This is a genomic window from Kitasatospora sp. NPDC030952, assembly GCF_055571335.1.
In genome coordinates this window covers 745,089-769,030 of the sequence record NZ_JBVIFM010000001.1, presented here as the reverse complement: position 1 = coordinate 769,030, position 23,942 = coordinate 745,089, and the positions used below count along the sequence as shown (strand labels likewise).

The following is a 23,942-nucleotide window of genomic DNA, read 5'->3' as shown; positions in this document are numbered from 1 at the left end:
GAGCGGGAGTGGCTACGGGGCCAGGGTGTGGGTGCCAGCGCGCGCAGACTCAGGCGGGCGGTGTACGGGAAGGGATAAGGATCAGGGGAGTTGGGGCGAGGGGGTGGGGCTGGAAGGTGGCTGTTACGAGTTTCGCTACTGGTTCAAGGGCGCGCACAGCGCGCCAGCGCGCGGCCCTGCCGCTCGCCGTCGCTCCTGTCTGCGCCCCGCTTCGGCGGCGGCCGGCCGCGCACGCGAGCGTGCGGCCGGGGATGCCGAGATGAGGGAGCCCGCCGGGCGGACAGCGCGGGTCAAGACGAGGCTCCGCCGGGCCCTCCTCGGAGGGGACCGGGGCAGGCGCACGGGTGCAGCTTCGTCGTGGTGATCGTGGGCGGGTCGCGGGAGGCCCCCTCATCGACGGACACCCAAGGGCGTACCCGGAACCTCCTGGGGCCGCCAAGGCCAAGCGCAAGCGTCACCGGGTGAGCCTTGACGGCCCCAGGAGAACCCGGGTGCGGCGAAGCTGCCCGATCGAGGAGGGGACCACCCGCTCAGCCCGAGCCATGGCCGGCGGCCAGAACCGCTTCACCGGCCTTAGCGACACGCCGGGCGCCATGCCGGGCCTGTCGCTCAAACGGAGTAGCCTCCCCTCAGTTGGTGACGGGACTCACATTGGAGGCGGCGGCATGCCGAAGTTTCTGATCAACGGCGGAATAGCTGGCATCAGTCGTGTTGTCGAGGCTGACGCGTACAAGGCGGACGCCGACTTCGTCCACTTCGTCAGGTACGTCGCGCAGGAGGCCGAGCGCGTGTTCAGCATTCAGAAGGGCCTCGTCTCCACGATCGAGGTCACTGAATAGGCGTGCCCCATCCGTGCCCCACGAGGCGGTAACGAGCGGTAAGTCACGGTAAACAGCGACCCTTAATCTCAACTCTGCAGGATGTCGCCTTAGGGCATCACTGCACGTCAGAGCGCATGTGGGCACGATCAGTAGGCGAGATTCCCAAGCTTAGAGCGCGAGTTCGATTCTCGTCGCCCGCTCCATACCGACAGCCGCAGGTCATCTGACCTGCGGCTTTCGTGTTGTCCGGAGCAAGCTGCCCGGGGTCAGCCGGTGGGCCGGCCGGTGGGCATCTGGAGGTCGTAGTCGCGGAAGTCGACGGCGTACCAGGCGACCGTCTGGGAGGCGATCTTGAACATCCGAGCGTGGACCGGGGCGAGCAGCGGGAACTTCTGCTGGACCTCGTAGGCGGGCCGGTAGAGGTAGGGGGCGAGGGTGGCGACGGAGGTGTCGAGGGGCGGGTCGGCCTTGATCTCCAGTACGTCGGCGACGTGCGGGTCCATCATCCGCACCAGGGAGGCCCCGACGGCGCCGGCGCCGGGGAAGATCTTCCGGTCCATCCAGTCCAGCATGTTGTGGGCGAGCTTGACGCCCTCGTCGGAGGGGGCCCGGTGGTTCGCGGCGGCGTCGGCGAGGACCTGGTTGGCCTGCTCGATGGTCCGCGGGTTGTACCGGTCCTGGATGCCCAGCAGTCGGCCGCCGACCCGCACCACGGCCATCAGTTCGTCGATCTGCCGCGCGGTGGGATGGAAGTCGTACTTCGCCGCCAGCTGGACGTTGTAGGCGCCCACGTACATGAGCTCCTCGACCTCCAGGCGCTGGCTGATCGGCATGCCGTCCCGGGCCTGGTTCCAGCCGTGCGCCAGGCCCATGTTCCGGGCGGCGGCGTGCACGAGGCGCAGCTTGACCAGGGTGACCAGGGCGTTGCCGGACGGGTCCCAGCTGTTGGTGCCGAGCATGTCCCACAGGGTGTTCATGGTGCGGGAGAAGCGGCGGCCGATGTCCATCACGAGGTCGTACTTGGCGTACCAGACGGACTTGGCGAGCAGCGGGTCGGCCAGCGCGGCGAAGAGGCCGCCGAACGCCTCGGTCACCGTGAGGGCTTCCATGTTGCCCTGGATGAGCTTGAGCGTGTCGCCGTGGGCGAGGCGGTCGAGGGCCGCGCGTTCGTCCGCGCTCAGTACGACGTTGCGCTGGAGGAAGTCGTGCAGCACCGGCGGGGCCGCGTCCGGTACCGGCTGGTCGTTGCGGGTCCAGTCGTGGAAGACCCGGTTGGCCAGGACCATCTGGTCGTCGCGCACCAGTCGGTCGATGACCTCGTCGGCTTCGGGGTCGCCCTCCGTCGCGGCCTGGTCGCCGGGCAGCACCCAGGAGGACTGCGGGGTTTCGGCGGGGCCGGGCCGGTTGTCGGTCTGGGCGGTGGCGGTGGTGGGCAGGCCGGCGGTGGCCACGCCGGCGGCCAGCGCGGCGAGGGTGGTACGTCGGGTCACGGGATTCATGCGGCCCATGGTGGGTGGTGGAGGTCCGGCGGTGCCGTTGATCGTCGCGGGGTCCACCCGGATTGATGATGCGGCGTCATCGGGTGGACCGGGCAGCCGGTGGGGGTGCCGGGGAGCCGGATCCCCTCCGTCGCGGTGGCAGACAGAGTTCCTCCGTCCGCTTCCTTCGGCAGGCTACCGTGGGGCCGGACGCAACAGACTGGGGCGGCGGTGAACCGCTGCCTCACGAAGGACCGGGGGTGGGTGGGGTGGATCCGCTGTCGTTGTCGGCGGTGACGGCTTTCCTGGGCGCGGCCGGCGCGGGGATGGCCAACGAGGCGGGGAAGCGGGCCTGGGAGACGGTCGGCGGGCTGGTGGCCCGGGCGGTGGGGCGGGAGGTACCGGCCCCGGTCGGCCAGGCCGACCGGGAGTCGGTGGCGGAGCTGCTGGTGGCGGAGGCGCTCCGCAGCCCGGAGCAGGCCAGGGCGCTCGCCGCCGTGATGAGCGGGAAGGGCGCCGGTGGAGCGGTGGCGCACGGGGTGCCGCGGTTGCTCCCGGCCTCGGCCCGCTTCTTCACCGACCGGAAGGGCCCGTTGGCGCTGCTGGACCGCGAGGCCGACCGCAAGCCCGACGGTCTTCCGAAGGTGGCCGTGCTGCACGGCCCGGAGGGGATCGGCACCAGCGCCCTCGCCTTCCACTGGGGCGGTCGCGAAGCCCGCCGGTTCCCGGACGGAACCCTGTACACGGATCTGCGGGGCGGATCGGCGAGCACCGCCCCGACCGCCGCGACGGTCCTGCGGCACTTCCTGCTGCGCCTGGGGGTGCCGGCGGAGTACGTTCCGCCCTCCGTGGAGGACCGCATCGACCTCTACCGCTCGGTGCTCGCGGGTCGGCGGCTGCTGGTCGTGCTCGACCACGCGCAGTCGGCGGCCCAGGTCCGGCCGCTGATCACGGCGGCGCCCGGGGTGTTCACCGTGATCGTCGCCCGTCGCCCGCTGACCGGTCTCGACGCGGTCACCATCCCGGTCGGTCCGTTGTCCGTCAAGGACTCCAAGCGGCTGCTGGCCGAGCTCGCGGGGCGCCCGGCCATGACGGCGGCCCGTGCCGCACTCCCCTCGGTGCTGGAGCAGTGCGCGGGCTCCCCGTTCGCGCTCCGGGCCATGGCCCCGTACCTCACGACGGTCCCGCCCGGCGGCGGGGCGGAGAACCGGCTGCCCCCGGTGCGGGCGGCGGCCGAGGAGGCCTATCGCCGGCTCGAGCCCGAGACGGCCAGGATCTACCGGCTGGGGTCGCTGCGGCCCTGGCCGTCCCTCGACGCGGCCGCGGTGGCGGCGACGGCGGACGTCCCACCGGCGGAGGCCGAGCGGGCGCTGGCCGAACTGGCCGAGCTCCAGCTGTTGGAGAGCACGGACGACGGCCGCTACCGGTACCGCCCGGCGCTGCGTTCCCACGCCGAGGAGGCGGCCACCCGCGAGGACGGTCTGGCAGCGTGCGCCGCGGCGGTGGCCCGGGCGGTGGACTGGTACCTGCGGCTCGCCGTCCGGGCGGACTACGCGGCGCTGAAGGAGCGTTGGCACCTCGGCCCGCTCTACGCCGAGCTCGGACCGGGTCCGTACGAGGACGAGGGCGCCGCGGTGGCCGCGCTGGTGGCGGAGGTGGGCAACCTGGTGGAATCCGTGCTCGCCGCCGAGGAGTTCGGCTGGTTCGACACCGTGTGCCAGTCCGTCGAGGCGCTCTGGGCCGTCCAGCTCAAGGCGGGTTGTCACGACGCCCTGCTGCCCGCGCTGCGGGCTGGGGCCCGTACCGCCGAACGGCACTGCCCGGGCACTCGGGTCGCGGGCCGGATGCACACCCAACTGGCCTTCGCGCTCATGGAACTGCGGCTTGACGAGGAGGCCGAGCGCGAGCTGTCGGCGGCCGCGGACGACGAGGCCCGGGCGGGCCACGCGCGCGGTCGTGCGACGGCGATCGAGTCGCTGGGGCTGCTGCGGCTGCGCCAGTGGCGCTTCCGGCCCGCCCTGGAGTGCTTCGAGGAGGCCGACGGTCTGCTCGACGGGATCGGTCCGGCGGAGGAGGGCGCCGCTGATGTGCCGCGGGCCCGCGCGCTGTTGGAGCGGCACCGGGGGCGGGCGCTACGAGGTCTCGGCCGGTTCGACGAGGCGGAGCAACGACTGGGCGCCGCACGGGAGTTCTTCCGGGGCACCGGCGAGCGCTACAACACCGCCCGAGTGCTGACGGACCTCGCCGAACTCCACCTCGACACGGCTGAGCGCACTGCGGCGCTGCCCCTGATCGACGAGGCCACCGCCCTGCTGAGCCAGGAGAACGCCACCATCCACCTCAACTACCTGGCCGCCCTGCGGGACCGGTGTCGTCCGGAAGGAGACTGACCCGCACCCGCTCCACCCGGCCGCCGGTCTCGACGGTCAGGCCGGTTGCCACCAGCCTCGCCACCTCCGGGCTGTCGTGCAGCCGGGCGAGCAGTGCCGAAGCGTGCGCGGCGGGGTCTCCGGGGCTGTCGGTCGTCAGCTCGAACCGCAGTCCGCTGCGGTGCAGCACGCTGCACTCGCCGGGGCCGGTGACGTAGGCGGCGAGCGAGGCGGAGCGGTAGCGGTCCAGGACCTCGGCCGCCCACGCCTGGGGAGGGCCGAGCCGGTGGTCGTCCGCCTCGCCGTACCGGAGGACGAGGTCGGCGATCTCCAGTACGCCGGGATCGAGGGTGTCCTCGTGGACGGCGAGGTGGCCCGCGCCCTCGACGGCGTCGGGTTCGTACCGCGGCTCGGCGAAGCGTTGGAGGGCGACGGTGCCGTCCGCGCCGGTGTGGGTGAGGACGCGCAGCGGTGCGGTGCGCGACGGCGGCTCGTACGGCGGCAGCGGCAGCGGGTCGAGGAGCGCCGGGGCGGCCGGCTCGGCGATGCCGATCAGCCGGTAGAAGAGGGCGCGCAGCAGCGCCGCCGAACGCCCCGGCACCGAGGTGGTCAGCTCGGCCGGCCCGTCGAGGGGGCGGTGTTCGGCCAGCAGCTTCTCCAACTGGGGCCGCAGCGCGCCGTACGGATCGAGGCGGGGCGCCGACCGGGCGAACGCCGCGACGGGCGACGACGCCCCGAGGGCCTCCAGGCCGGCGGCGCCCAGCAGTACGGGGGTGCCGCAGGCGGCCGCGTAGTAGCTGACCGAACCGAAGTCGCCCAGGACCACGTCCGCGGCGATCAGGGTCTGGCGCCAGCCGTCGAGCGGGTCGACGAGGGCGAGGCCGGCTCGCCGGGCCCGGTCCAGCCAGAGGCGGACCTGGCCGGGCCCGTGGCCGTGCCAGATGTTCGGGTGCAGGACGGCGGCCAACCGGTACTCGTCGACGGGGAGTTCGGAGGTCAGCCGGGGCAGCAGGAGCGGGAGGACGTCCTCCGGGCCGGCGTCACCGAAGAGCGAAGTCGGATTCCAGGTGGAGTTGAGCAGGACGAGGCGCTGCCCGGGACGCACCCCCAGGGCCCGTCGGTACCGCTCGCGGTGGTGCCGGGCGGCGAGGATGCGGTCGAAGCACGGGTCGCCGGCCAGTACGGCGGTCGGGACGGCCTCGGGGCAGGTCTCGGCGAGCCGGCTGATCTGCTCGGGGTGGGAGAAGACCATGGCATCCGCGATCGGGGTGCCTTCGGGGGAGAGGAGCCACTCGGGGCCGAGCCCGAACACGGCGTCCGGCGTCCGGCGTCCGGCGTCCGGCGTCCGGCGTCCGGCGTCCGGCGTCCGGCGTCCGGCGTCCGGCGTGGTCAGCTTCTTATTGTATCCGACTCCATGTGAGAGAACTGTCAACTTGCCTTTGATGTCGGCGAGTTGACCGCCGAAGCTGGCCGATACGGCCAGGTCCACCGGGGTCAGGAGCGCTTGCTCCCAGGGCAGGACCGGAACGCCGGTCTCCGCGAGCAACTTCGTTACGCCGGACTGGAAGGGGGACGACCCGGTGCAGGTGGCCAACACCTGGATGCGCAGATCGTCACGGAACAGCGGCAGCACATCGAGCAGCCGCGTCGCCGCGGTCACGTTGTGGATGACCAGCAGGACTCGTCGGCACTGTCCGCGGGTGGCCCATCGGGCCGCATCGGGCCCCACCGGTACGCGAACCCAGTGCTTCAGGTCCTCGGCCACGTGACGATCCCAGCCCTTCCGTTTCGGGACCTTGTGGCCGCCCGGTCCGATCTTGTCGTCGGAGGTGCCAACGTACCGCGTCGCGGGTGAGGCCTCGGCGGGCCTTGGCGGGCCCCGGCGACAGGAGAAGGAGGCGGCACGGTGCAGAGCACAGATTTCACTGCACCGTGCAGTGCAATCCTGGGTCGGCCACTTGCGGAACTGTCGGTGCCCGGCCACCGTCCAAGCAGTGACGGAATGCCTGCCCGGGTTGAACACCGGGAGGAGTACGGAGGGCCCTGTGCAGTCAGGTGGTGCCGAACTGAACCTCGGATGCCCGGACGGCTTTCGCGGCGGCGCGTCGGTCGCGCCGGACTGGTGGCCGGTGCTGGCCCCGGATGTGACGGTCGGTCAACTCGACGCGGCGGAGCACTGCGAGACCCTGCTCCAGGACACCATGGACGCCGTCCGGCCGGCCCCGGTCTGGCAGGAGACGGTGCCGCGGGCCGGGATGCGGCTGTCCGCCCCGGGGCGGCGCGGGCCCGAGGTGCTCTGGTACGTCACCCGGGGGCGGGACCTGCTCACCGTCGTATCACCGGGCCGGCGGCGGGAGTTGGCGGACGTGGTGGAGCGGCAGTGGCGGCGGCGCGGGTGGACGATCACCTCGCTGAACGCCGGGCAGGACCGCCCCGGGGTGGCCGCCACCACGCCGGAGGGTTCTCAGCTGGTGCTGTGCTTCGGTGAGTTCGGTGACATCCGGCTGACCGCGAGTCTGCTCGGGGTGGCCTGTTCGGAGCGGATCCCCCGGCTGCCGGGGGCCGGCGAGCCCGACCCGGCGCCGCTGCCCCATGTGCACTGCGCCTACTGGAGCGCGCTGGTCTGACCGGGAGGGGAGCGGTTCCGGGAGGGGAGCGGTTCCGGGAGGGGGACGGTTCCGGGGGAGGCGTGGAGCGAGTCCCCCCGGACCCGCTCCACGCCGCCTCGTCGCGCGGCTTCGGCGCTGCCGCTCCCCCCGACACCCTCCGGCAGCCCCGCCGTCCCCCCTGGCACCACCCTCCGGCGAGAGCGTCCGCACAGACCCCGGCGAGCCCCCACCCCCCGGGGACGTCGTTGATCTCACGCTAACAAACCGCGTGGTTGGTTTGTCAATAGTGGGATCCACGAAAAATCCACAATCATGACGATCCGGTCGGGCCGGTGTGATGGGCGTCCCACCAGGCAGTTGTGGGTTCGTCAGGATGGCCTGCGGTCGTACCGCACGCGCCGGGCACGAGGGACGCCCGACCTGGAATCCGACATTCCATGCATGATGACAGCACGGAGTGACACCGCGCGAGTGCCCAGCGCAGTGACGGATCCGTCAATTCCGGATGGTGACTGGTCCGGAGGGGCCCGGTTCCGGCCGGGGGCCGTTCCGGAGGGCGCGCTCAGCGCTCAGCGCAGCAGTCGGCGCTCCTTGGCCACCGCTACCGCGCCCGCCCGGGTGTCCACGCCCAACTTGTCGTAGATCCGCCCCAGGTGGGTCTTCACCGTCGCCTCGCTGATGAACAGAGCCCGGGCGATCTCCCGGTTGCCCAGCCCCTGCGCCAGCTGTTCGAGGATGTCCTGCTCCCGCTCGGTGAGCTGCGGCGAGGGCGCCCGCATCTGCGCCATCACCCGGGAGGCGACCGGCGGCGAGAGCACCGTCCGGCCCTGCGCGGCCGCGTGGACGGCGGCGAACAGCTCCTCCGGCCGTTCGGCCTTCAGCAGGTAGCCGGTGGCGCCCGCGGCGATGGCCCGGGTGATGTCGGCGTCGGTGTCGTAGGTGGTGAGCACCAGGACGTGCGGGCCGCCCGGGGCGGCGGTGATCCGCCGGGTGGCCTCCACGCCGTCGATGCCGTCGCCGAGCTGGAGGTCCATCAGCACGACCTGCGGCACCAGCTTGGCGGCCAGCGCGACCGCCTCCTCCCCGGTGCTCGCCTCGCCGACCACCTCGATGTCGCCCGCGCTGGCGAGCAGCGCCAACAGGCCCGCCCGGACCACCGCGTGGTCGTCGCAGACCAGCAACCGGACGGGGATCGCGTTCATCGGTGCTCCGATCGGTGCTCCAGGGGGATCGCGGCGGAGACGACGGTGCCCTCGCCGGGGGTGCTCTCCACGGTCAGCGTGCCACCCAGCTGCCGCAGCCGGGCGCGCATGGCGGACAGCCCGTACCCGCGGGCGCCGCCGGCGGTACGCCGTTCGCCCGCGTCCGGGTCGAAGCCCTGCCCGTCGTCGGCGATGTCCAGGACGGCTTGGTCGCCCAGGAAGGACAGCGTGATCGCGGCCGCCGAGGCCCCGGCGTGCTCCCGGACGTTGGCCAGCGCGCCCTGGGCGATCCGCAGCAGCGCCGACCGCGCGGCCGCGGGCAGCGGGACGGGCGTGCCGTCCAGGTGGAAGCGGACCGGCAGCCCGCTCTCGGCGGACTCCCGCTCGGCCAGCGCCCGCAACGCCCGCTCCAGGGTGCCGCCGTCGGCCAGCTCGGTCGGGGCGAGGTCATGGACGAAACGGCGGGCCTCGGCGAGGTTGCGGGCGGCGACCTCGGCGGCGGTGCGGACGTGGGTACGGGCGGTCGCCGGGTCGGTCTCCCAGGTGCGGTCGGCGGCCTGCAGCAGCATCTGCTGGCTGGACAGCCCCTGCGCCAAGGTGTCGTGGATCTCCATCGCCAGCCGCTCGCGCTCGGCGAGGGTGCCCTCCCGCCGTTCGGTGGCGGCGAGTTCGCGCCGGGTGTGGACCAGGTCGGCGATCAGCGCCCGCTGCCGGGCGGCCTGCCGGGCCATGAACAGGAAGACCCCGGTGGCCAGCGCGGCCACCGCGGGCGGCAGCAGGACGAGGGTGGCGTCCGCGCCGCCGGGCAGCCGGATCTCGGCGATCACCACCAGCAGCGTCAGGGCCGCCACCAGCGGGATCGCCGCCCCGGCGGGCAGCGCCCGCAGCGCGGTGTAGATCAGCGGGACGGCGCACCAGGCGAAACTCGGCGCTAGCACCACCAGCACCACCCAGAGCGCGACCACCAGCGCCAGCGGCCACCGGCGCGGACGGCCCGGGGCGGCCGGGCGGCGGTGGTCGAGCCAGGAGGCAGCCGGCTGGGCGACGGCCAGCACGGCGCTCAGCCCGATCACCCAGGGGATCCCGGGGCTGCCGCCGTGGTGGGTGAGGTAGCGGCTGAGTGCCGCGGCGAGCAGCAGCAGGAAGGCGGAGTCCAGCAGCAGCGCCAGCCGGCCGGCGTCCGGGTCCCCGGCGTCGCGCCCGCCCAGGGGCCGGCCGGTGGACGGACGGGGCTGCTGCACGGGTGGCTCCTGGCGCTACGGGCTCGGCACGGTGCTCGGTCGGCCGCTCGGCGGGGCCGGCCGCGATCGGCTCACTGACCTGCGCCGATCCCTCGATGGTGACCCGTCCGGCCCGGTCCCGCATCAGCCGATCGGTTGACGGCGGCGTCCCCCATCATGCCCGGACGGTCGCACCGGACCGTCGATGCCGCGCGCCCCGGTCCGGCCGGAGGATCGAAGCAGAGCCGGGCGGTCCCCCCGCCGCCCGGCCCCGGACCGCTGCGGGCCCCGCGAACCCCGCAGAACCGCCCAGAGCCCTGAAGAGCGCCGCAGAACCCCGCGAACCCCGCGATCCCGTTGAGTTGAGGAGCTGGACCATGAAGAAGACCTCCGTGCGCACCCGGGTGCTGACCGGCACCGTCGCCGTCGCCGCGCTCGCCGCCGCCGGCGTGGGCGCCGTCTCGGCCAGTGCCGAGAGCGCCGAGACCCCGGCCGCGCCGACCGCGGTGAAGGCCGACACGCAGAACAAGGACCTCGCCCAGAGCACCGGCCTGACCATCGACGCCGCCACCCGCGCCGCCCAGGCCGCCCTGGACGCGGCGACCAAGGCCGGCCAGCACGTCTCGGTCGCCGTGGTCGACCGGGACGGCGTCACGCGCGTCCTGCTCAAGGGCGACGGCGCCGGCCCGCAGGCCCCGGAGTCGGCCGAGCGCAAGGCCTTCACGGCGGTCTCCTGGAACGCCCCGACCTCGGAGCTGGCCAAGCGGCTGGCCCAGGCCCCGAACCTGAAGGACATCCCTGGCACGCTGTTCCTGGCCGGCGGCGCCCCGGTGCAGTCCAAGGGCGCCCCGGTGGCGGCGATCGGCGTGGCGGGCGCGCCCAGCGGCGACCTGGACGAGCAGTTCGCGCAGGCCGGCGTCGCCGCACTGGCGAAGTGACGCGCCCCGGCCGGTCGGCCCTGGGGCGGGTCCTCGAACTCCCGCCCGCGGGCCGACCGGCCGGACGCGCCGTCCGGCCGTCCTCGGGCGAACTCCCGTCCCCACCAGCGGCTGTGCCCCCGGGCCGACGGCCCACGGTGTCCTCGTTCGGGTGAACAAGGGGAGGGTCGCCGCAGAACAAGCGATGACCCTTTGAAAAGCCGGTGTCGTTGTCAGTGCCGCGTGGCAGGCTTCCCGGTATGACGGCGTGGACCCTCAACGACATCGAACGTGCGATCCGCTCCTCCTGGGGTCTGGACACCTGTGCGCCCGAGGACCTGGCCCACTGGCGTCCCGACAATCCCGCCCGCGGCCAGTGCGGCGTGACGGCCATGGTGGTGCACGACCTGCTCGGCGGCGAGCTGATGATGGGCGAGGTCCACGTCGACGGGGTCCGGACGGACCTCCACTGGTGGAACCGCTTCGCCACCGGCTTCGAGATCGACCTCACCCGTGAGCAGTTCGGCCCGAGGGAGCTGGTCGGCCCCGGCCGCCCGGTCGCCCGCCCGGCCCGCCCCGGCCGGCTCCAGGCCCAGTACGAGCTGCTCCGCCACCGGGTGGTCACCGAGCTGGAGCGCGGGGCCGCCGCGAGCCGGATCCGCCGCCCGGCCCGGGTCGCCTAGACCGCCGGACCGCCCGCAGCCCGCAGCCTGGACCGCCCGCAGCCCGCAGCCCGGACCGCCCGCAGCCCGGCCCCGTCCGCAGGTCGGAAGCGGCCGCAGCGCGCTCCCGGCCCCAAGCCTCCCCTGACGTACAGTCGGCCCGAACGAACCAACGTACGTACGGATGGCTGCGGCGACGGGAGTGCGCGGATGAGCGGGTCGACGGTCGGTTTCGTGGGGCTGGGTGCGATGGGGCAGGGCATGGCCGGCAGCCTGCTGCGGGCCGGCCACGCCGTACGGGTCTGGAACCGCTCGCCGGAGCCGGTGGCCGCCCTGGTGGCCCAGGGCGCCGAGGCGGCGGCTTCGCTCGCCGAGGTGTTCGCCGCCGACACGGTGGTCTCCATGCTGGCCAACGACCAGGCGGTCGAACGGGTGTTGCTGGACCCGGAGCTGCTGGCGGGTGCGAAGGCGACCCTGCACGTCAACATGGCCACCATCTCGCTCGCGCTGGCCGAGCGTGCCGAGGAGCTGCACGTCGAGCACGGCATCGGCTACGTTGCCGCGCCCGTCCTCGGCCGGCCGCCGGTCGCGGCGGCGGGGAAGCTCAACATCCTGGTCGCGGGCGCGCCCGAGCTGCTGGACCGGGCCGAGCCGCTGTTCGCCGCGATGGGCGACCGCACGTGGCACTTCGGTGACCGCCCCCGGCAGGCCAACACCGCCAAGATCAGCACCAACTTCCTGCTGGCCTGCGCGATCGAGTCGATGGCCGAGGCGTGCAGCCTGGCCGAGTCCCACGGCGTACGGCCCACCGACCTGGTGGAGATGCTCAGCGGCACGCTCTTCCCCGGGCCGGTCTACTCCGGCTACGGCTCGATGGTGGCCGAACGGCGCTACGAGCCGGCCGGGTTCCGGCTGCCGCTCGGCCTCAAGGACGTCGGCCTGGCCCTGGACGCCGGGGCCGCGCGCCATGTCCCGCTGCCGTTCGGCGGCATCCTCCGGGACGCCTTCCTGGACGCGCTGGCGCACGGCGACGGAGACAAGGACTGGGCCGCCGTCGCCGAGGTCGCCCGCCGCCGGGCCGGACTGCCGGAGCGGCCGTCCTCCTGACCGGCCGGATCCCGAAGCGGCTGTCCTCCTGACCGGCCGGAACTCTGACCGGCCCGAACTCTGACCGGCCCGAACCCTGACCGGCCCGAACCCGGACCGGCGCGTACGACCTCTGGTCGGGCGCGGGCGCGGAATACCCGGCGCGCGGCGGGTGCTCGCACCTCTGTCCGCAGCACCCGACCGGGGGAGTACCGATGACCGACCAGTCGTCCGGCGCCGAGACGCCACGCCGTTTCCTGTTCCTCGACGCCAGCTCGCGCGTCGGTGGCAACACCGAACAACTCGCCCGACTGGCCGCCGAGTCGAGCCTGCCCGAAGGCGCGGAGCAGCGCTGGCTGCGGCTCGACGACCACCCGCTGCCGCCCTTCCAGGACCTGCGACACACCGGTGACGGCCGCTACCCGGAGCCGGTCGGCCACGAGCGGACCCTGCTGGAGGCCACCCTGGCGGCCACCGACCTGGTCTTCGTCGCGCCGCTGTACTGGTACACGATGCCGACCAGCGCCAAGCTCTACCTCGACTACTGGTCGGCCTGGTTCCGGGTCGCCGGGGTGGACTTCCGCGCCGGAATGAGCGGGCACACGCTGTGGGACGTGACCGTCCTGGCCGGCTCGGCGGACAAGGCCGAGCCGCTGCTCGGCACGCTGAAGCTGGTCGCCGAGTACATGGGGATGCGCTGGGGCGGCGCGCTGATCGGCAACGGCACCCGCCCGGGGGACGTCCTGCGCGACGAGCAGGCGCTGATCGAGGCCAAGTCCTTCTTCGCGGGCTGACCGGGCTGACCGGGCCGATCGGGCTGACCGGGTCGATCGGGCTGACCGGGTCGGCCCGCCGGGTCGGCCGCCCCGACCCGCCCCGACCCCGCCCCGGTCGGACCGAGCCGACCCGACCGGCCCGCCGGGTCGGCTCACCCCGCGCCGGCCCACCGACGCATTCCGGCCACCCGGAGCCATCCGGTACCGTCCTCCCGGACGTGTACCCGTCACCCTGCGGTCATCTCCGACACGGCGCAAAGGCCCTACCACGGGACGGAGTTGGGCGATTCGGGCGCGCCCGCCCTGTCTGTACGCCACAACCCGGCACCTGCCTTCCGGAGTGGCTGGATCGTTCGGTACTCTCCGTCGGACTTTCAGCTTCGCGGGGGTTCGCGGCGTCCACGGCCGCCCCTCGCGCCCCGGGCCTCGCCCGGACACTTCCGTGAGGTCTTCTTGTCCATACGTCGCAGTCTTGCCCTGGCCGGCGTCGCCGCGCTCACCTCCTCGCTGGTGCTCACCGGCGCCCAGGGCGCCATGGCCGTCGGCTCCACCGGCGCCCCGTCCGCCGCCTCCCCGTCCGCCGCCGCCCAGGCCGAGCAGGCGAAGCACCAGAGCCTCGACCTCTCGGTGCGGGGCGTCCCGGACACCTTCGTCGCCGGCGGTGACGCCCGCGTCTTCTCCTACCGGATCCAGAACTCGACCAAGAACGACTTCGTCGCCTTCCCGCTGCTGAAGTTCAAGAACAAGGCCGGCACGCTCAAGGCGAAGGACCTCAAGGTCGAGTACCAGCTGCCGGCCGGCCTGCCCGGCGGCGGCACCTGGCGGACCGGCTCGATCGCGCCCGGCGGCGGTGACGGCGACGACAGCGCCGTGCTGATGCTGCTCGGCGGCGTGAACGACGGCGGCCCCGCCGACGACGCGCTGCTCTACCTCGCCCCGGGCAAGCGGATCGACATCGACGTCCGGGTCTCCTTCACCAAGGACACCCCGCTGGGCAAGGCCGGAGTCGTGCCGGTGGTCTTCTCGGCCAACGCCGACGACGAGTCCGACAACGGCCACTTCAGCTGCGACGGGATCAAGGGCGCCGGCTTCACCATCAAGGCCGGCGGCGGGGGCAAGCCCAGCCCGACCCCCACCCCGACCAAGACCGGCAAGCCGAGCCCGACCGCCACCGCGTCCCCCACGCCCACGTCCACGTCCACCGCGACGGGGACCCCCACCACCGTGCCGACCACCCCGGCCCCGACCACCCCGGCGCCGACGACCCCGGCCCCCGGCACCGCCTCGCCGTCCGGCTCCCCGACCGACTCCGGCTCCGGCGCGGCCACCGCCCCGGCCCCGTCCGGCAGCAGCACCGACGTCCAGCAGCCGATCGACTTCCCGGTGGACGTCCCGAAGGTCACCCCGCCGAAGATCACCCCGGCCGGCGTCACCAAGGCCAAGACCGCCGCCGACAGCGCGGACAAGACCCTCGCCACCACCGGTGGCGGTGACGACACCACCGCGATCGCGGCCGCCGGTGGCGCCGTCCTGGTCGCCGGCATCGGCACCCTCGTGGTGCTGCGTCGCCGCAAGTCGGGCCAGCAGAGCTGACCCGGGTCTGACCCCCGGGCGCTCCTCCCGAGCGCTCCCCGTGCCGCCCGGCCGTCCCCTGGGACGGACCTCCGGGCGGCACGGGCCGGTCTCGTCCGTCACATAGGATGTCCGGCCGGAGGGGGCGGAACGGCGGGGAGAGGTACAGGTGCGGGGAGAACGCACGGCACGGACCACCACCGATTACGAGTCCGCGACCGGTCGGATCGCGGGCCTTCCGCTTCGTCGGCACCACGTGCTGCTGACGGCGTGGACGGTGCTCTGGTTCTTCCTGGTGGAGCCCAGCGGAGGCTTCTCCTGGCACTACCTGCGCCAGGGCGAGCAGCTGCTGTTCAGCAGCCAGCCCGACGGCGGCCTCTCGCTCTACGCCCACCACCCCGAGCTGCAGATCGGCCCGGTCAGCCTGGCCGCCGCCCGGCTCACCGCCCCGTTCTCGCCGCACGTCGGGGAGCTGGTCGCGGAGGCGGCGAGCGCCGGGCTCGGTCTGGTGATGCTGGTGCTGATCGGCCGCACCGCCGCCCTGTACTACCTCGGCACCGGCATCAACCACCGCCGGCTCCAGCAGCGGCTGCTGATCGCCGGGCTGGCGTTCATCCCGATGTGGGTCGAGGTGTCGGTCCGCTTCGCGCACCTGGACGACGTCCTCGCGCTGTTCTTCACCACCCTGGCCGCGCACGCGCTGGCCCGCGGCAAGCCCGTCCAGGTCGCGGTCTTCCTGGCCCTGGCGGTGGATTCCAAGCCCTGGGCGATCGCCTTCGCCCCGCTGCTCCTGGCCCTGCCCAGGCCCGCCTGGCTGCGCACCGCGCTGTGGTTCTGCCTGCTGGTCGCGATCGCCTGGCTGCCGTTCTACCTGGGCAACCTGGACACCATGGCGGCGGCCAAGTTCACCATTCCGAACCAGCCCGCCTCCGCGCTGCGCTGGTTCGGGGTCACCGACCCGGCCACCCCCTGGTGGGACCGCCCGACCCAGTTCGCGCTCGGCATCGGCCTCGGCTGCGTGGCCGTCTGGCGCGGCCGCTGGCCGGCCGTCGTGCTGCTCGGCGCGGACGCCCGGATCCTGCTCGACCCGAGCGTCTACACGTACTACACGGCCTCGATCCTGCTCGGCACCCTGCTCTGGGACGCGGTCGGGCAGAAGCGGCTGGTCCCCTGGTGGAGCTGGATCGCGCTGGCCGCGCTGTACGGCGGCACGCTGTTGCTGCCGTCCGACTCGGCCCGCGGCTTCGTCCGGCTCGCCTTCGTGGTGGTCTCCGCCGCGTACGTGCTGCTCTGGCCCACCCAGAAGACCCGTCGGCCCCGGCCGTCGGCCCGGGGCGGTGGTGAGGGGCGCCGCAGGGCGGCCCGGCGGCGCGAGCGGGAGCTGGTCGACGCCTGAGCCCCCGGCCGCGCGGCAGGTCTCCCGCTTCCCGCCGGTACGGCTTGACCCTCACGCGGCGTGAGAGCCGAGGCTGGTGGTCAGCACCAGGGAGGAGTTCCGGATGAACCAGGACGAGGGCTACCCGGTCGGCGCCGTGGCGAAGATCGCCAAGGTGACCGTCCGCACCCTGCACCACTACGACGAGATCGGTCTGCTGTCCCCCGCGGGCCGCACCCGGGCCGGCTACCGCCGGTACGTGGACGCCGACCTCGACCGGCTGCAGCAGATCCTGTTCTACCGCGAGCTCGGATTCCCCCTGGAGGAGATCGCGGCGATCCTGGACGACGAATCGGTCAGCCCGACCGAGCACCTCCGGCGGCAGCACCGCTTGCTGACCGACCGGATCAGTCACCTCCAGGAACTCGCCACAGCCGTCGAACACGCCATGGAGGCACGCAGGATGGGCATTCAGCTGACCCCGGAGGAGAAGTTCGAGATCTTCGGCGAGGGCTACCGCGAGGAGTGGGAGCAGGAAGCCGAGCAGCGCTGGGGCAACACCGAGGCCTGGGCCGAGTCCCAGCGCCGCACCGGCGGCTACGGCAAGGCCGACTGGCAGCGGATCCAGGGCGAGATGACCGAGCTCAACACCCGCCTGGCCGCGGCCGTCACCGCCGGCGAGCCCGCCGACGGCACGGTCGCCATGGACCTCGCCGAGGCGCACCGGCAGCACATCTGCCGGAACTTCTACGACTGCACGTTCACCATCCACCGCGGGCTGGCCTGCCTGTACGTCGAGGACCCGCGCTGGACCACCACCTACGAGGAGCTCGCCCCCGGCCTGGCGCAGTGGCTGCACGACGCCATCGTCGCCAACGCCGACCGGCGCGAGAACGCGTAGCGGCACCGCACCATTCGCGGGAACGCGTAGCGGCACCGCACCCACCCGGCGCGGGAACGCGTAGCGGCACCGCACCCACCCGGCGCGAGAGCCCGTAGCGGCACCGCACCGTCGCGGGAACACGGAGCGCCGCTACGCCACCCCGCGCCCGAAGGAGCGCCGGTACGCGGTCGGCGAGGTGCGCATCACCCGGCCGAAGTGGTGGCGGAAGGTCGCGGCGCTCTCGAAGCCGACCGCCGCGGCGATCTCCTCCACCGTCCCCTCCGGCGACTCCAGCAGCGCCAGACTGGCCGCGATGCGCTGGGTGACGACCCAGCGCATCGGGCTGGTGCCGTTGCGGGCGGTGAAGTGCCGCAGGTAGGAGCGGTCCGACATCCGGGCGGCCCGGGCCAGCACGGAGACGGTCAGCGGGTCGGCGAGGTGGTCCAGCGCCCACTGCATGCTGCGGGCGATCCCGTCCTCGTCCTCCTCCACCGGGCGGACCGCCGCCTCGATGAACTGGGCCTGCCCGCCGTCCCGGTGCGGCGCCACCACGAAGCGCCGGGCCACGCTGTTGGCGACCTTCGCGCCGTGGTCCCGGCGGATCAGGTGCAGGCACAGGTCGATGCCGGCCGCGCTGCCGGCGCTGGTCAGCACGTCGCCGTGGTCCACGTACAGCACGTCCGGGTTGACCCGCACCCGCGGGTACCGCTGCTGGAGCAGTTCGGCGTACCGCCAGTGGGTGGTCGCCTCCTTGCCGTCCAGCAGCCCGGCGGCGGCCAGCGCGAAGGCGCCCGAGCAGATCGACACGATCCGGGCGCCGCGCTCGTGCGCCGTGCGCAGCGCCTCGACCAGGCCGGCGGACACTCCCCCGGTCTGGCGGCCGGGAGGTGCCCCCACACCGGCGAAGGCGTTGCGCACTCCGGGGACGATGACGGTGTCCGCCGCCGCGAGCTCGGCCAGCCCGTGCCGGGCGGTCAGCGCGAAGCCGCCCACCGCGTCCAGCGCCGTCCCCGGCCGGTCGGCGCACACCTTCAGCCCGTACCAGGGCGCGGCCAGCAGCCCGCTCAGCTCGGGCCGCGCCAGGCCGAACACCTCGACCACCACACCGAGCTCGAACGGCGCCATGCCCTCGAAGGCGTACACCGCGACGTCGTGCACGGGCTCCGGGCGCCGGCCGATGGTGACGGCCACCGGACGGGGTGGCACCGGGACCCCGGTGTTCTGCTCGGCCATGCGGACCCCCTGCTCACGGGTGGCGGAATCCCGGTGAGTGTAGCCGTCGCGGCCACCCCGGAACTTTCTTCGAATCCCCCTGCAACCTCCACCCACGCCGCACGTCCATCAGTACGGGGGCGGAGGGAACCGGGTCGGACGCGGCTGCGAGGATCTCCCCGATCACGATCTTGAAGGTTGCCTGACGGTCCGGCGGACACGCCGTCACCGTCCCGGGGGAAAGCAGAACCGCACATGTCCATGGCCATCGGGCCGTTCGCCGCGCCACGGCGGGGCCGTGGCGTCTCCGTCCGTGGAGTCCGTGGAGTCCGCGGAGTCCGCGGAGTGGTCGTCGCGCTGTTCGGCGCGCAGGAGGCCGGCGAGCCGGACTCCCCGCTCACCACCGACCAGCAGGCGGCGCAGCGCCGCTCCGGCTTCCGGCTGCTGCGCGGCAGCCGAAAGCCCGCGGAGGACCGGCCCACCCTGACCGACCTGTACCACGCCCACCGGCTGGGCCTGGTGCGGATGGCCGTCCTGCTGGTGGACCACCAGGACCTCGCCGAGGACGTCGTGCAGGAGGCCTTCACCCAGCTCTACCAGCGCCACGGCGAGCAGCTGGACGACCTCGACAACGCGCTCGGGTACCTGCGGACCTCGGTGGTCAACGGCGCCCGCTCGATGCTGCGCCGCCGCAGGACGGCCCGGGAGTACGTGCCCCCGCACGAGCCCGACGCCCCCTCCGCCGAGGACCACGCGGTGCTCAACGACGAGCACCGGCGGGTGCTGGTGGCGCTGCAGGAGTTGACCTCCCGCCAGCGTGAGGTGCTGGTGCTGCGTTACTGGTCCGACATGTCGGAGGCGCAGATAGCCGAGACCCTGGGGCTCTCCCGGGGTGCCGTCAAGTCCACCGCCAGCCGGGCCCTGGACGCCTTGGAAAAGCACCTGGAGAAGGTTCGATGACCGACGAGTTCCCCCGCCCGGGCGGCGGTGACGGCGACGGGCCGGCCGAGACCCCCACGGAACGGCTGCTCCGCGAGGCGATGAACGCCCGTACGTCCCTGATCACCGCCCACGACCTGCGCCCGGCCGACCCCCCGAAGGGCCGCCTGCGCCGATTGCGCCCGCTGTACCTCACCACGGTGCCGATCCTCGCCCTGGCCGCCTCCCTGGCCATCGGCGTGCTCACCCTGCACGGCACCCCGGTCGCCAAGCAGGACGTCCCCCCGCCCCCGGCGGCCGGCGTGTCGGAGTCCCCCAGCCCGACGGCCACCCCGTCCGCCAGCCCGGCGGCCTCCCCGAGCGCCGACGCCACCCCGACCGAGGCCCCGGAGACGGACGTACCGCTCGCCGATCCCACCCCGTCGTCCTCCGCGACCACCACCGGCGCACCGAGCGGCTCGGCCGGGACGCAGTACTCGTTCCAGGGCGTCAAGTTCAAGGTGCCGCAGGGGTGGCGGGTCGCGACTTCGGGGAGCTTCTACCTCTGTGTCCTGTCTCCGGGAGCGCCTCAGGGTGCGGACTACTCGGACTGCCAGCCCTACGGTGTGGAGATATCGGCGTTCGACGGGCAGTCGCAGAGCTGGCCTGCGGAGAGTTTTCTCCACAGCCAGGCCGGCTGGAACGCACAACCCTTCTGCCCGGTCTGGGGCAACCCTCACGCGGCTGCCGCGGGCGAAGTCAGCAGCGTGGGTCCGACCAGGACCACGCCCACTGTGGCCGGTCGTTCCGCGGAGAAGGCGCAGTGGCAGGTGACCTGCGGCCAGAGTTCCTTCAAGGCCCAGATGTGGGCCCTGCCCCAGGACCAGGTCTTCGTCACGTCGGCAGGTCTCAAGGACGATTACCAGGCGGGCCTGACATCGATCGTCAACAGCCTGGATGTGAGCGGCCACCAACCCCCGCCGACCGCCGCCAACAAGAACGACATCGCGGTCAGCTATGACGGCCTCGCGGACGGCCAGCAGCTGACGGCGGGCGGCCCGGTCGTCACCTTCTCGGTGACCTACCGGAACACCAGCCAGAACACGTACAGCCGGCTCGAACCGCTGGTCATCACCGACGTCTACCCGGGTTCGGTGCCGAGTGACTTCGTGGGCCCGTCGAACGAGGGCAAGCTCGAGCGTCTGGACGGCAGCACCTGGACGGAGAAGGGGCTGTCACCCGGTACCGACATGGGCTATGCGGTGGCCGACCCCGCGTCCGTCTTCTCCCTGGCCCCGGGACAGAGCAGGAAGGTCACCTACCGGATGACGCTGGGTGCCAAGAACGGCCCCGGGAGCATGCCGGTGAAGGCCCAGGTGATGCTCCCCTACAGCGGAAGCACCATGACCCTGCTCGGTGAGAAGGACATCACGGTCAACGTCACCAAGTAGCGCCGAAGGGCCCGGCCCCCGTACGGACGGAGGCCGGGCCCTTCGCGCGTCAGCGGCTCAGGCCAGCGAGGCCATCCAGGCCTCGACGTCCGCCGAGCGGCGGGGCAGGCCGGCCGAGAGGTTCTCGTTGCCGTCGGCGGTGACCAGGATGTCGTCCTCGATCCGGACGCCGATGCCGCGGTACTCCTCCGGGACGGTCAGGTCGTCCTGCTGGAAGTACAGGCCGGGCTCGACGGTGAGCACCATGCCGGGCACCAGCAATGCGTCGACGTGCTCCTCGCGGCGGGAGTGGGCGCAGTCGTGGACGTCCAGGCCGAGCATGTGGCCGGTGCCGTGGAGGGTCCAGCGGCGCTGCAGGCCGAGTTCGAGGACCTTCTCGACGTCGTACGCCGAGGCGTCCAGCAGGCCCCAGGCGAGCAGCCGCTCGGCGAGGACGCGCTGCGAGGCGTCGTGGAAGTCGCGGAAGCGCGCGCCCGGCTTGACCGCGGCGATGCCGGCCTCCTGGGCGTCGTACACCGCGTCGTAGATCTTCCGCTGCAGCTCGGTGAAGGTGCCGTTGATCGGCAGGGTGCGGGTGACGTCGGCGGTGTAGAGGGTGTGGGTCTCCACGCCGGCGTCCAGCAGCAGCAGCTCGCCGGGGCGCACGTCGCCGTCGTTGCGGACCCAGTGCAGGGTGGTGGCGTGCGGGCCGGCCGCGGCGATGGTGCCGTAGCCGACGTCGTTGCCCTCGACCCGGGCGCGGCGCCAGAAGGTGCCCTCGATCCAGCGCTCCGAGGTGGCGACGGCCTGGCCGAGCTCGCGGACCACGTCGGTGAAGCCGTTGACGGTGGCGTCGCAGGCGGCGCGCAGCTCGCCGATCTCCCATTCGTCCTTGACCAGCCGCAGGCCGCTCAGGAACTCCTTGAACCCGGCGTCCTCATCGGCGTCCAGGACGTCGGCGAGCACGGCCTCCAGGCCGGCGTCGTAGCCGCGGACGATCCGGGTCGGCACGGCCGGGTCCTTGGCGCGCTCGGCCAGTTCCTCGGCGGCCTTGCGGACGTCGCGGGCGGGCAGGCCGAGCAGCTGCTCCTGCTCGCTCAGGCTGTGCCGGCGGCCGACCCACAGCTCGCCGTAGCCGTCCAGCCAGAACTCGCCGTTCTCGCGGTCCGAGCGGGGCAGCAGGTACAGCGCGAACTCGTGGCCGGCGTCGCCGGTCGGCTCGCCGACCAGCACCGCGTCCTCGGTCTGGTCACCGGTGAGGTGCACGTACTCGCTGGAGGCGCGGAAGTTGTAGTCGGTGTCGTTGGAGCGCACCCGCAGGTTGCCGGCCGGGACGACCAGGCGCACGCCGGGGTGGGCGGCGGACAGCGCGGCGCGGCGGGCGGCGGCGTACCGGGCCTGGGCGATCGGGGCGAGGCCGTGCAGCTCGGTGTCGGCCCAGCCGGACTTCATCGAGGCGGACAGCTCGTCCGAGATCTCGCCGTAGAGGCCGTTCTTGCGGCCCTTGAACTGCTGCGGCTCCTCGCCGCCCTCGGCCTCGGGGTTCTCGGCCACCGCAGGGGTCCGGTCCTCGGTCACGTGCAACGCCTCCTTGGGGGTGGTACCGCCGCCCTCGGGGGAGGTGTCGGGTCGCGACACGCGCGGGCGGCCGTGCGTCCATGGTACGGACGCCCGGCCGCTCGCCCATCGGGGGTTCGTACGCCTACTCGAAGCGCGCGGCCAGCAGCATCAGGTCGTCGGTGGCCGGGGCGGGGTCCGGGAGGGGGCAGACGGACAGCAGGTGGGCGCAGAGCCGGTCCGGGTCGATCCGCACGTCGCGCGGGGCGTCGGCGGCGGCCCGGCGCAGGTTGGCCTGGCCGGCGTGCAGGGTCGGGCCGCACCGGCGGGCCAGGCCCTCGGTGTAGAGCAGCAGGGTGTCGCCGCGCTCGGCGGTGAACTCGACCCCGGGGGCCTCCCAGCAGGCCAGCATGCCGAGCGGGGCGGAGAGCGAGGTCTCGACGAACTCGGCGCCCTGCCGGCCGACCAGGACGGGCGGGCAGTGCCCGGCGCCGGCCAGGGTGATCCGGCGCTCCTGGGGTTCGACCCAGGCGTAGACGGCGGTGGCGGTGCGGGTCGGCTCGGTGGTCTTGAGCAGCAGTTCCAGGTCGCCGAGGACGGAGACCGGGTCCTCGCCCTCCAGCACCGCGTACGCCCGCAGCGCGGCCCGGACCCGGCCCATCGCGGCGGCCGCGCCGGGGGCGGAGCCGGGTCCGGCGCCGGGGCCGTCGCCGGAGACGGAGCCGACGGTGAGGCCGATGGTGGCGTCCGGCAGCGGGATGGCGTCGTACCAGTCGCTGCCGCTGGAGCGGTCCAGGCTGGCCGAGACGAGCCGGACGGCGAGCCGCAGTCCGGCGGCCTGGGGGAGGTGGTCGGGCAGCAGGCCGCGGCGCAGCGCCTCGGTGGTGCGCCGGGTGCGTTCGGCCTCCAGCTGCTTGGCGAGCAGCTGGGCGGCGATCTCGCTGTAGTGGCGGGCGAGTTCGCGCTGGCAGTCGGTGGGTTCGGCGGGCCGGTCGTAGAACCAGACGGCGGCGGCGAGCGGGCCGTCCTCGGCGGTGGCGAGCGGGAGGCCGTAGGCGCCGCCGAGGCCGAGGTGGACGGCGAGTTCGCGCAGCCGGCCGCCGATGGCAGGGTCGTCGGCGAGGTCGCGGGAGTGGAGCTGGTCGGGCCGGTCCTGTTCGCGCAGCAGCCGGGCGAGCAGGCTCTGTTCGGTCGGGACGGTCTCCAGGGCGCCGAGGCTGGCCCGGTCGAGGCCGAGGCCGACGGGCTGGCCGGAGCCGCCGCCGGGCAGCAGGGTGACCAGGACGCCGCGGCGGGCGCCGAGCAGGTCGGCGCCGGAGGCGAGGACGGCGTCCAGGGTGGCGGTGAGGCCGCGGGCGCGGGCGAGCCGTTCGGTGTGCTCGTGCAGGCTGGTGATATCGGACAGACGTCCGGCCAAACGGTCCTGCAGCGTGGTGGACGGGGCCGTGGTGCCGTCCGCGGTGTCGGCGGGGGCCGGCCGGCCGGGCGGGTCGAGGACGGTGAGCCCGCCTGCGCAGCCGGGTTCACCCGGCTCTGCGGTCGGCGTCGACGGGTGGGACGTCGACGGGTGGGACTTGGTCATGCCGCCACTCCTGACGCGGTGCTACGTGCCATGCGAAACCCCCAGATACGGCCGATGTGGAGCGAGCACGGCCAAAGGGCCCGTTTCGCCTCGATTCGCTACTACTCGTCATTGATCGACAGCAATGCCACCACTTCTACACAGGCCATTCGGGGCATGTCCAGATCCAGGACGACGCGGTGGCCGGTTCCACATCGGAGCGACCCGGTCGGAGGGCGTGCACGGTTCGTGCGCGCGCCGGTCGCGGCCGCAGGCATGGAGCGAGCCGCGAGC

Annotated in this window: 19 protein-coding genes; 12 read left to right on the top strand and 7 right to left on the bottom strand. The window is 73.5% G+C overall.

Annotated elements, in window-relative coordinates:
* Positions 1-665 precede the first annotated feature (665 nt).
* Positions 666-839: a hypothetical protein gene (locus ACZ47G_RS03550; protein WP_318277425.1), complete on the top strand. Its 174-nt coding sequence runs from the start codon at positions 666-668 to the stop codon at positions 837-839.
* Positions 840-1,087: 248 nt separating this feature from the next.
* Here the strand turns inward: ACZ47G_RS03550 and ACZ47G_RS03545 are convergent, their stop codons facing one another.
* A complete protein-coding gene (locus ACZ47G_RS03545) occupies positions 1,088-2,320 on the bottom strand; it encodes an oxygenase MpaB family protein (protein ID WP_465739764.1) in 1,233 nt (410 codons plus the stop codon).
* A 248-nt stretch (positions 2,321-2,568) separates the two neighbouring features.
* Between ACZ47G_RS03545 and ACZ47G_RS03540 the strand changes: the two genes are divergently transcribed.
* Complete coding sequence (locus ACZ47G_RS03540; RefSeq protein ID WP_465739763.1) at positions 2,569-4,689, top strand: tetratricopeptide repeat protein; 2,121 nt, start codon at positions 2,569-2,571, stop codon at positions 4,687-4,689.
* Here the strand turns inward: ACZ47G_RS03540 and ACZ47G_RS03535 are convergent.
* The gene (locus ACZ47G_RS03535; RefSeq protein WP_465739762.1) at positions 4,640-6,328 is read right to left on the bottom strand and encodes a hypothetical protein; all 1,689 of its coding nucleotides are present in this window, start codon (positions 6,326-6,328) and stop codon (positions 4,640-4,642) included. The genes ACZ47G_RS03540 and ACZ47G_RS03535 overlap by 50 nt on opposite strands.
* Before the next feature lie 385 nt (positions 6,329-6,713).
* Between ACZ47G_RS03535 and ACZ47G_RS03530 the strand changes: the two genes are divergently transcribed.
* Positions 6,714-7,295, top strand: a complete 582-nt coding sequence (locus ACZ47G_RS03530; RefSeq protein WP_465739761.1) for a hypothetical protein — start codon at positions 6,714-6,716, stop codon at positions 7,293-7,295.
* Between the two features lie 551 nt (positions 7,296-7,846).
* On the opposite strand, the gene ACZ47G_RS03525 is transcribed toward ACZ47G_RS03530, so the two are convergent.
* Positions 7,847-8,479, bottom strand: a complete 633-nt coding sequence (locus ACZ47G_RS03525; RefSeq protein WP_465739760.1) for a response regulator — start codon at positions 8,477-8,479, stop codon at positions 7,847-7,849.
* Entirely contained in the window at positions 8,476-9,720 is a 1,245-nt protein-coding gene (locus ACZ47G_RS03520) for a sensor histidine kinase (protein WP_465739759.1), read from the bottom strand. The genes ACZ47G_RS03525 and ACZ47G_RS03520 overlap by 4 nt, the downstream gene beginning before the upstream one ends.
* A gap of 356 nt (positions 9,721-10,076) precedes the next feature.
* On the opposite strand from ACZ47G_RS03520, the gene ACZ47G_RS03515 reads away from it, so the two are divergent.
* The 7 genes from ACZ47G_RS03515 (at position 10,077) to ACZ47G_RS03485 (ending at position 16,988) form a co-directional block, all read left to right on the top strand.
* Positions 10,077-10,637, top strand: a complete 561-nt coding sequence (locus ACZ47G_RS03515; RefSeq protein ID WP_465739757.1) for a GlcG/HbpS family heme-binding protein — start codon at positions 10,077-10,079, stop codon at positions 10,635-10,637.
* Between the two features lie 239 nt (positions 10,638-10,876).
* Positions 10,877-11,299 carry a YunG family protein gene (locus ACZ47G_RS03510; protein ID WP_465739756.1) on the top strand — a complete coding sequence of 141 codons (423 nt, stop codon included), beginning with the start codon at positions 10,877-10,879 and terminating at the stop codon, positions 11,297-11,299.
* Between the two features lie 189 nt (positions 11,300-11,488).
* Positions 11,489-12,385, top strand: coding sequence for an NAD(P)-dependent oxidoreductase (locus tag ACZ47G_RS03505; protein WP_465739755.1), 897 nt, complete (start codon positions 11,489-11,491; stop codon positions 12,383-12,385).
* 194 nt (positions 12,386-12,579) lie between these two features.
* Positions 12,580-13,158, top strand: coding sequence for a flavodoxin family protein (locus ACZ47G_RS03500; RefSeq protein ID WP_465739754.1), 579 nt, complete (start codon positions 12,580-12,582; stop codon positions 13,156-13,158).
* A gap of 435 nt (positions 13,159-13,593) precedes the next feature.
* On the top strand, positions 13,594-14,733 hold the full coding sequence (locus ACZ47G_RS03495; protein WP_465739753.1) for an LPXTG cell wall anchor domain-containing protein: 1,140 nt from the start codon (positions 13,594-13,596) through the stop codon (positions 14,731-14,733).
* A gap of 148 nt (positions 14,734-14,881) precedes the next feature.
* Positions 14,882-16,108: a hypothetical protein gene (locus ACZ47G_RS03490; RefSeq protein ID WP_465739751.1), complete on the top strand. Its 1,227-nt coding sequence runs from the start codon at positions 14,882-14,884 to the stop codon at positions 16,106-16,108.
* 103 nt (positions 16,109-16,211) lie between these two features.
* Entirely contained in the window at positions 16,212-16,988 is a 777-nt protein-coding gene (locus tag ACZ47G_RS03485; protein WP_465739750.1) for a MerR family transcriptional regulator, read from the top strand.
* A gap of 132 nt (positions 16,989-17,120) precedes the next feature.
* Here the strand turns inward: ACZ47G_RS03485 and ACZ47G_RS03480 are convergent, their stop codons facing one another.
* Positions 17,121-18,203 (bottom strand): helix-turn-helix domain-containing protein, encoded by a 1,083-nt coding sequence (locus ACZ47G_RS03480; protein WP_465739749.1) that lies wholly within the window; start codon positions 18,201-18,203, stop codon positions 17,121-17,123.
* Between the two features lie 420 nt (positions 18,204-18,623).
* Here ACZ47G_RS03480 and ACZ47G_RS03475 point away from each other — a divergent pair, with 420 nt between their 5' ends.
* Entirely contained in the window at positions 18,624-19,142 is a 519-nt protein-coding gene (locus ACZ47G_RS03475; RefSeq protein WP_465740027.1) for an RNA polymerase sigma factor, read from the top strand.
* Positions 19,139-20,551 (top strand): hypothetical protein, encoded by a 1,413-nt coding sequence (locus ACZ47G_RS03470; protein ID WP_465739747.1) that lies wholly within the window; start codon positions 19,139-19,141, stop codon positions 20,549-20,551. Before ACZ47G_RS03475 ends, ACZ47G_RS03470 begins: the two co-directional genes overlap by 4 nt.
* A gap of 57 nt (positions 20,552-20,608) precedes the next feature.
* Here ACZ47G_RS03470 and ACZ47G_RS03465 read toward each other — a convergent pair whose 3' ends face one another.
* Together ACZ47G_RS03465 and ACZ47G_RS03460 are read right to left on the bottom strand one after the other, a co-directional pair.
* Positions 20,609-22,108, bottom strand: coding sequence for an aminopeptidase P family protein (locus ACZ47G_RS03465; RefSeq protein WP_380454300.1), 1,500 nt, complete (start codon positions 22,106-22,108; stop codon positions 20,609-20,611).
* 124 nt (positions 22,109-22,232) lie between these two features.
* Positions 22,233-23,669 (bottom strand): PP2C family protein-serine/threonine phosphatase, encoded by a 1,437-nt coding sequence (locus ACZ47G_RS03460; protein ID WP_465739746.1) that lies wholly within the window; start codon positions 23,667-23,669, stop codon positions 22,233-22,235.
* Between the last annotated feature and the right edge of the window lie 273 nt (positions 23,670-23,942).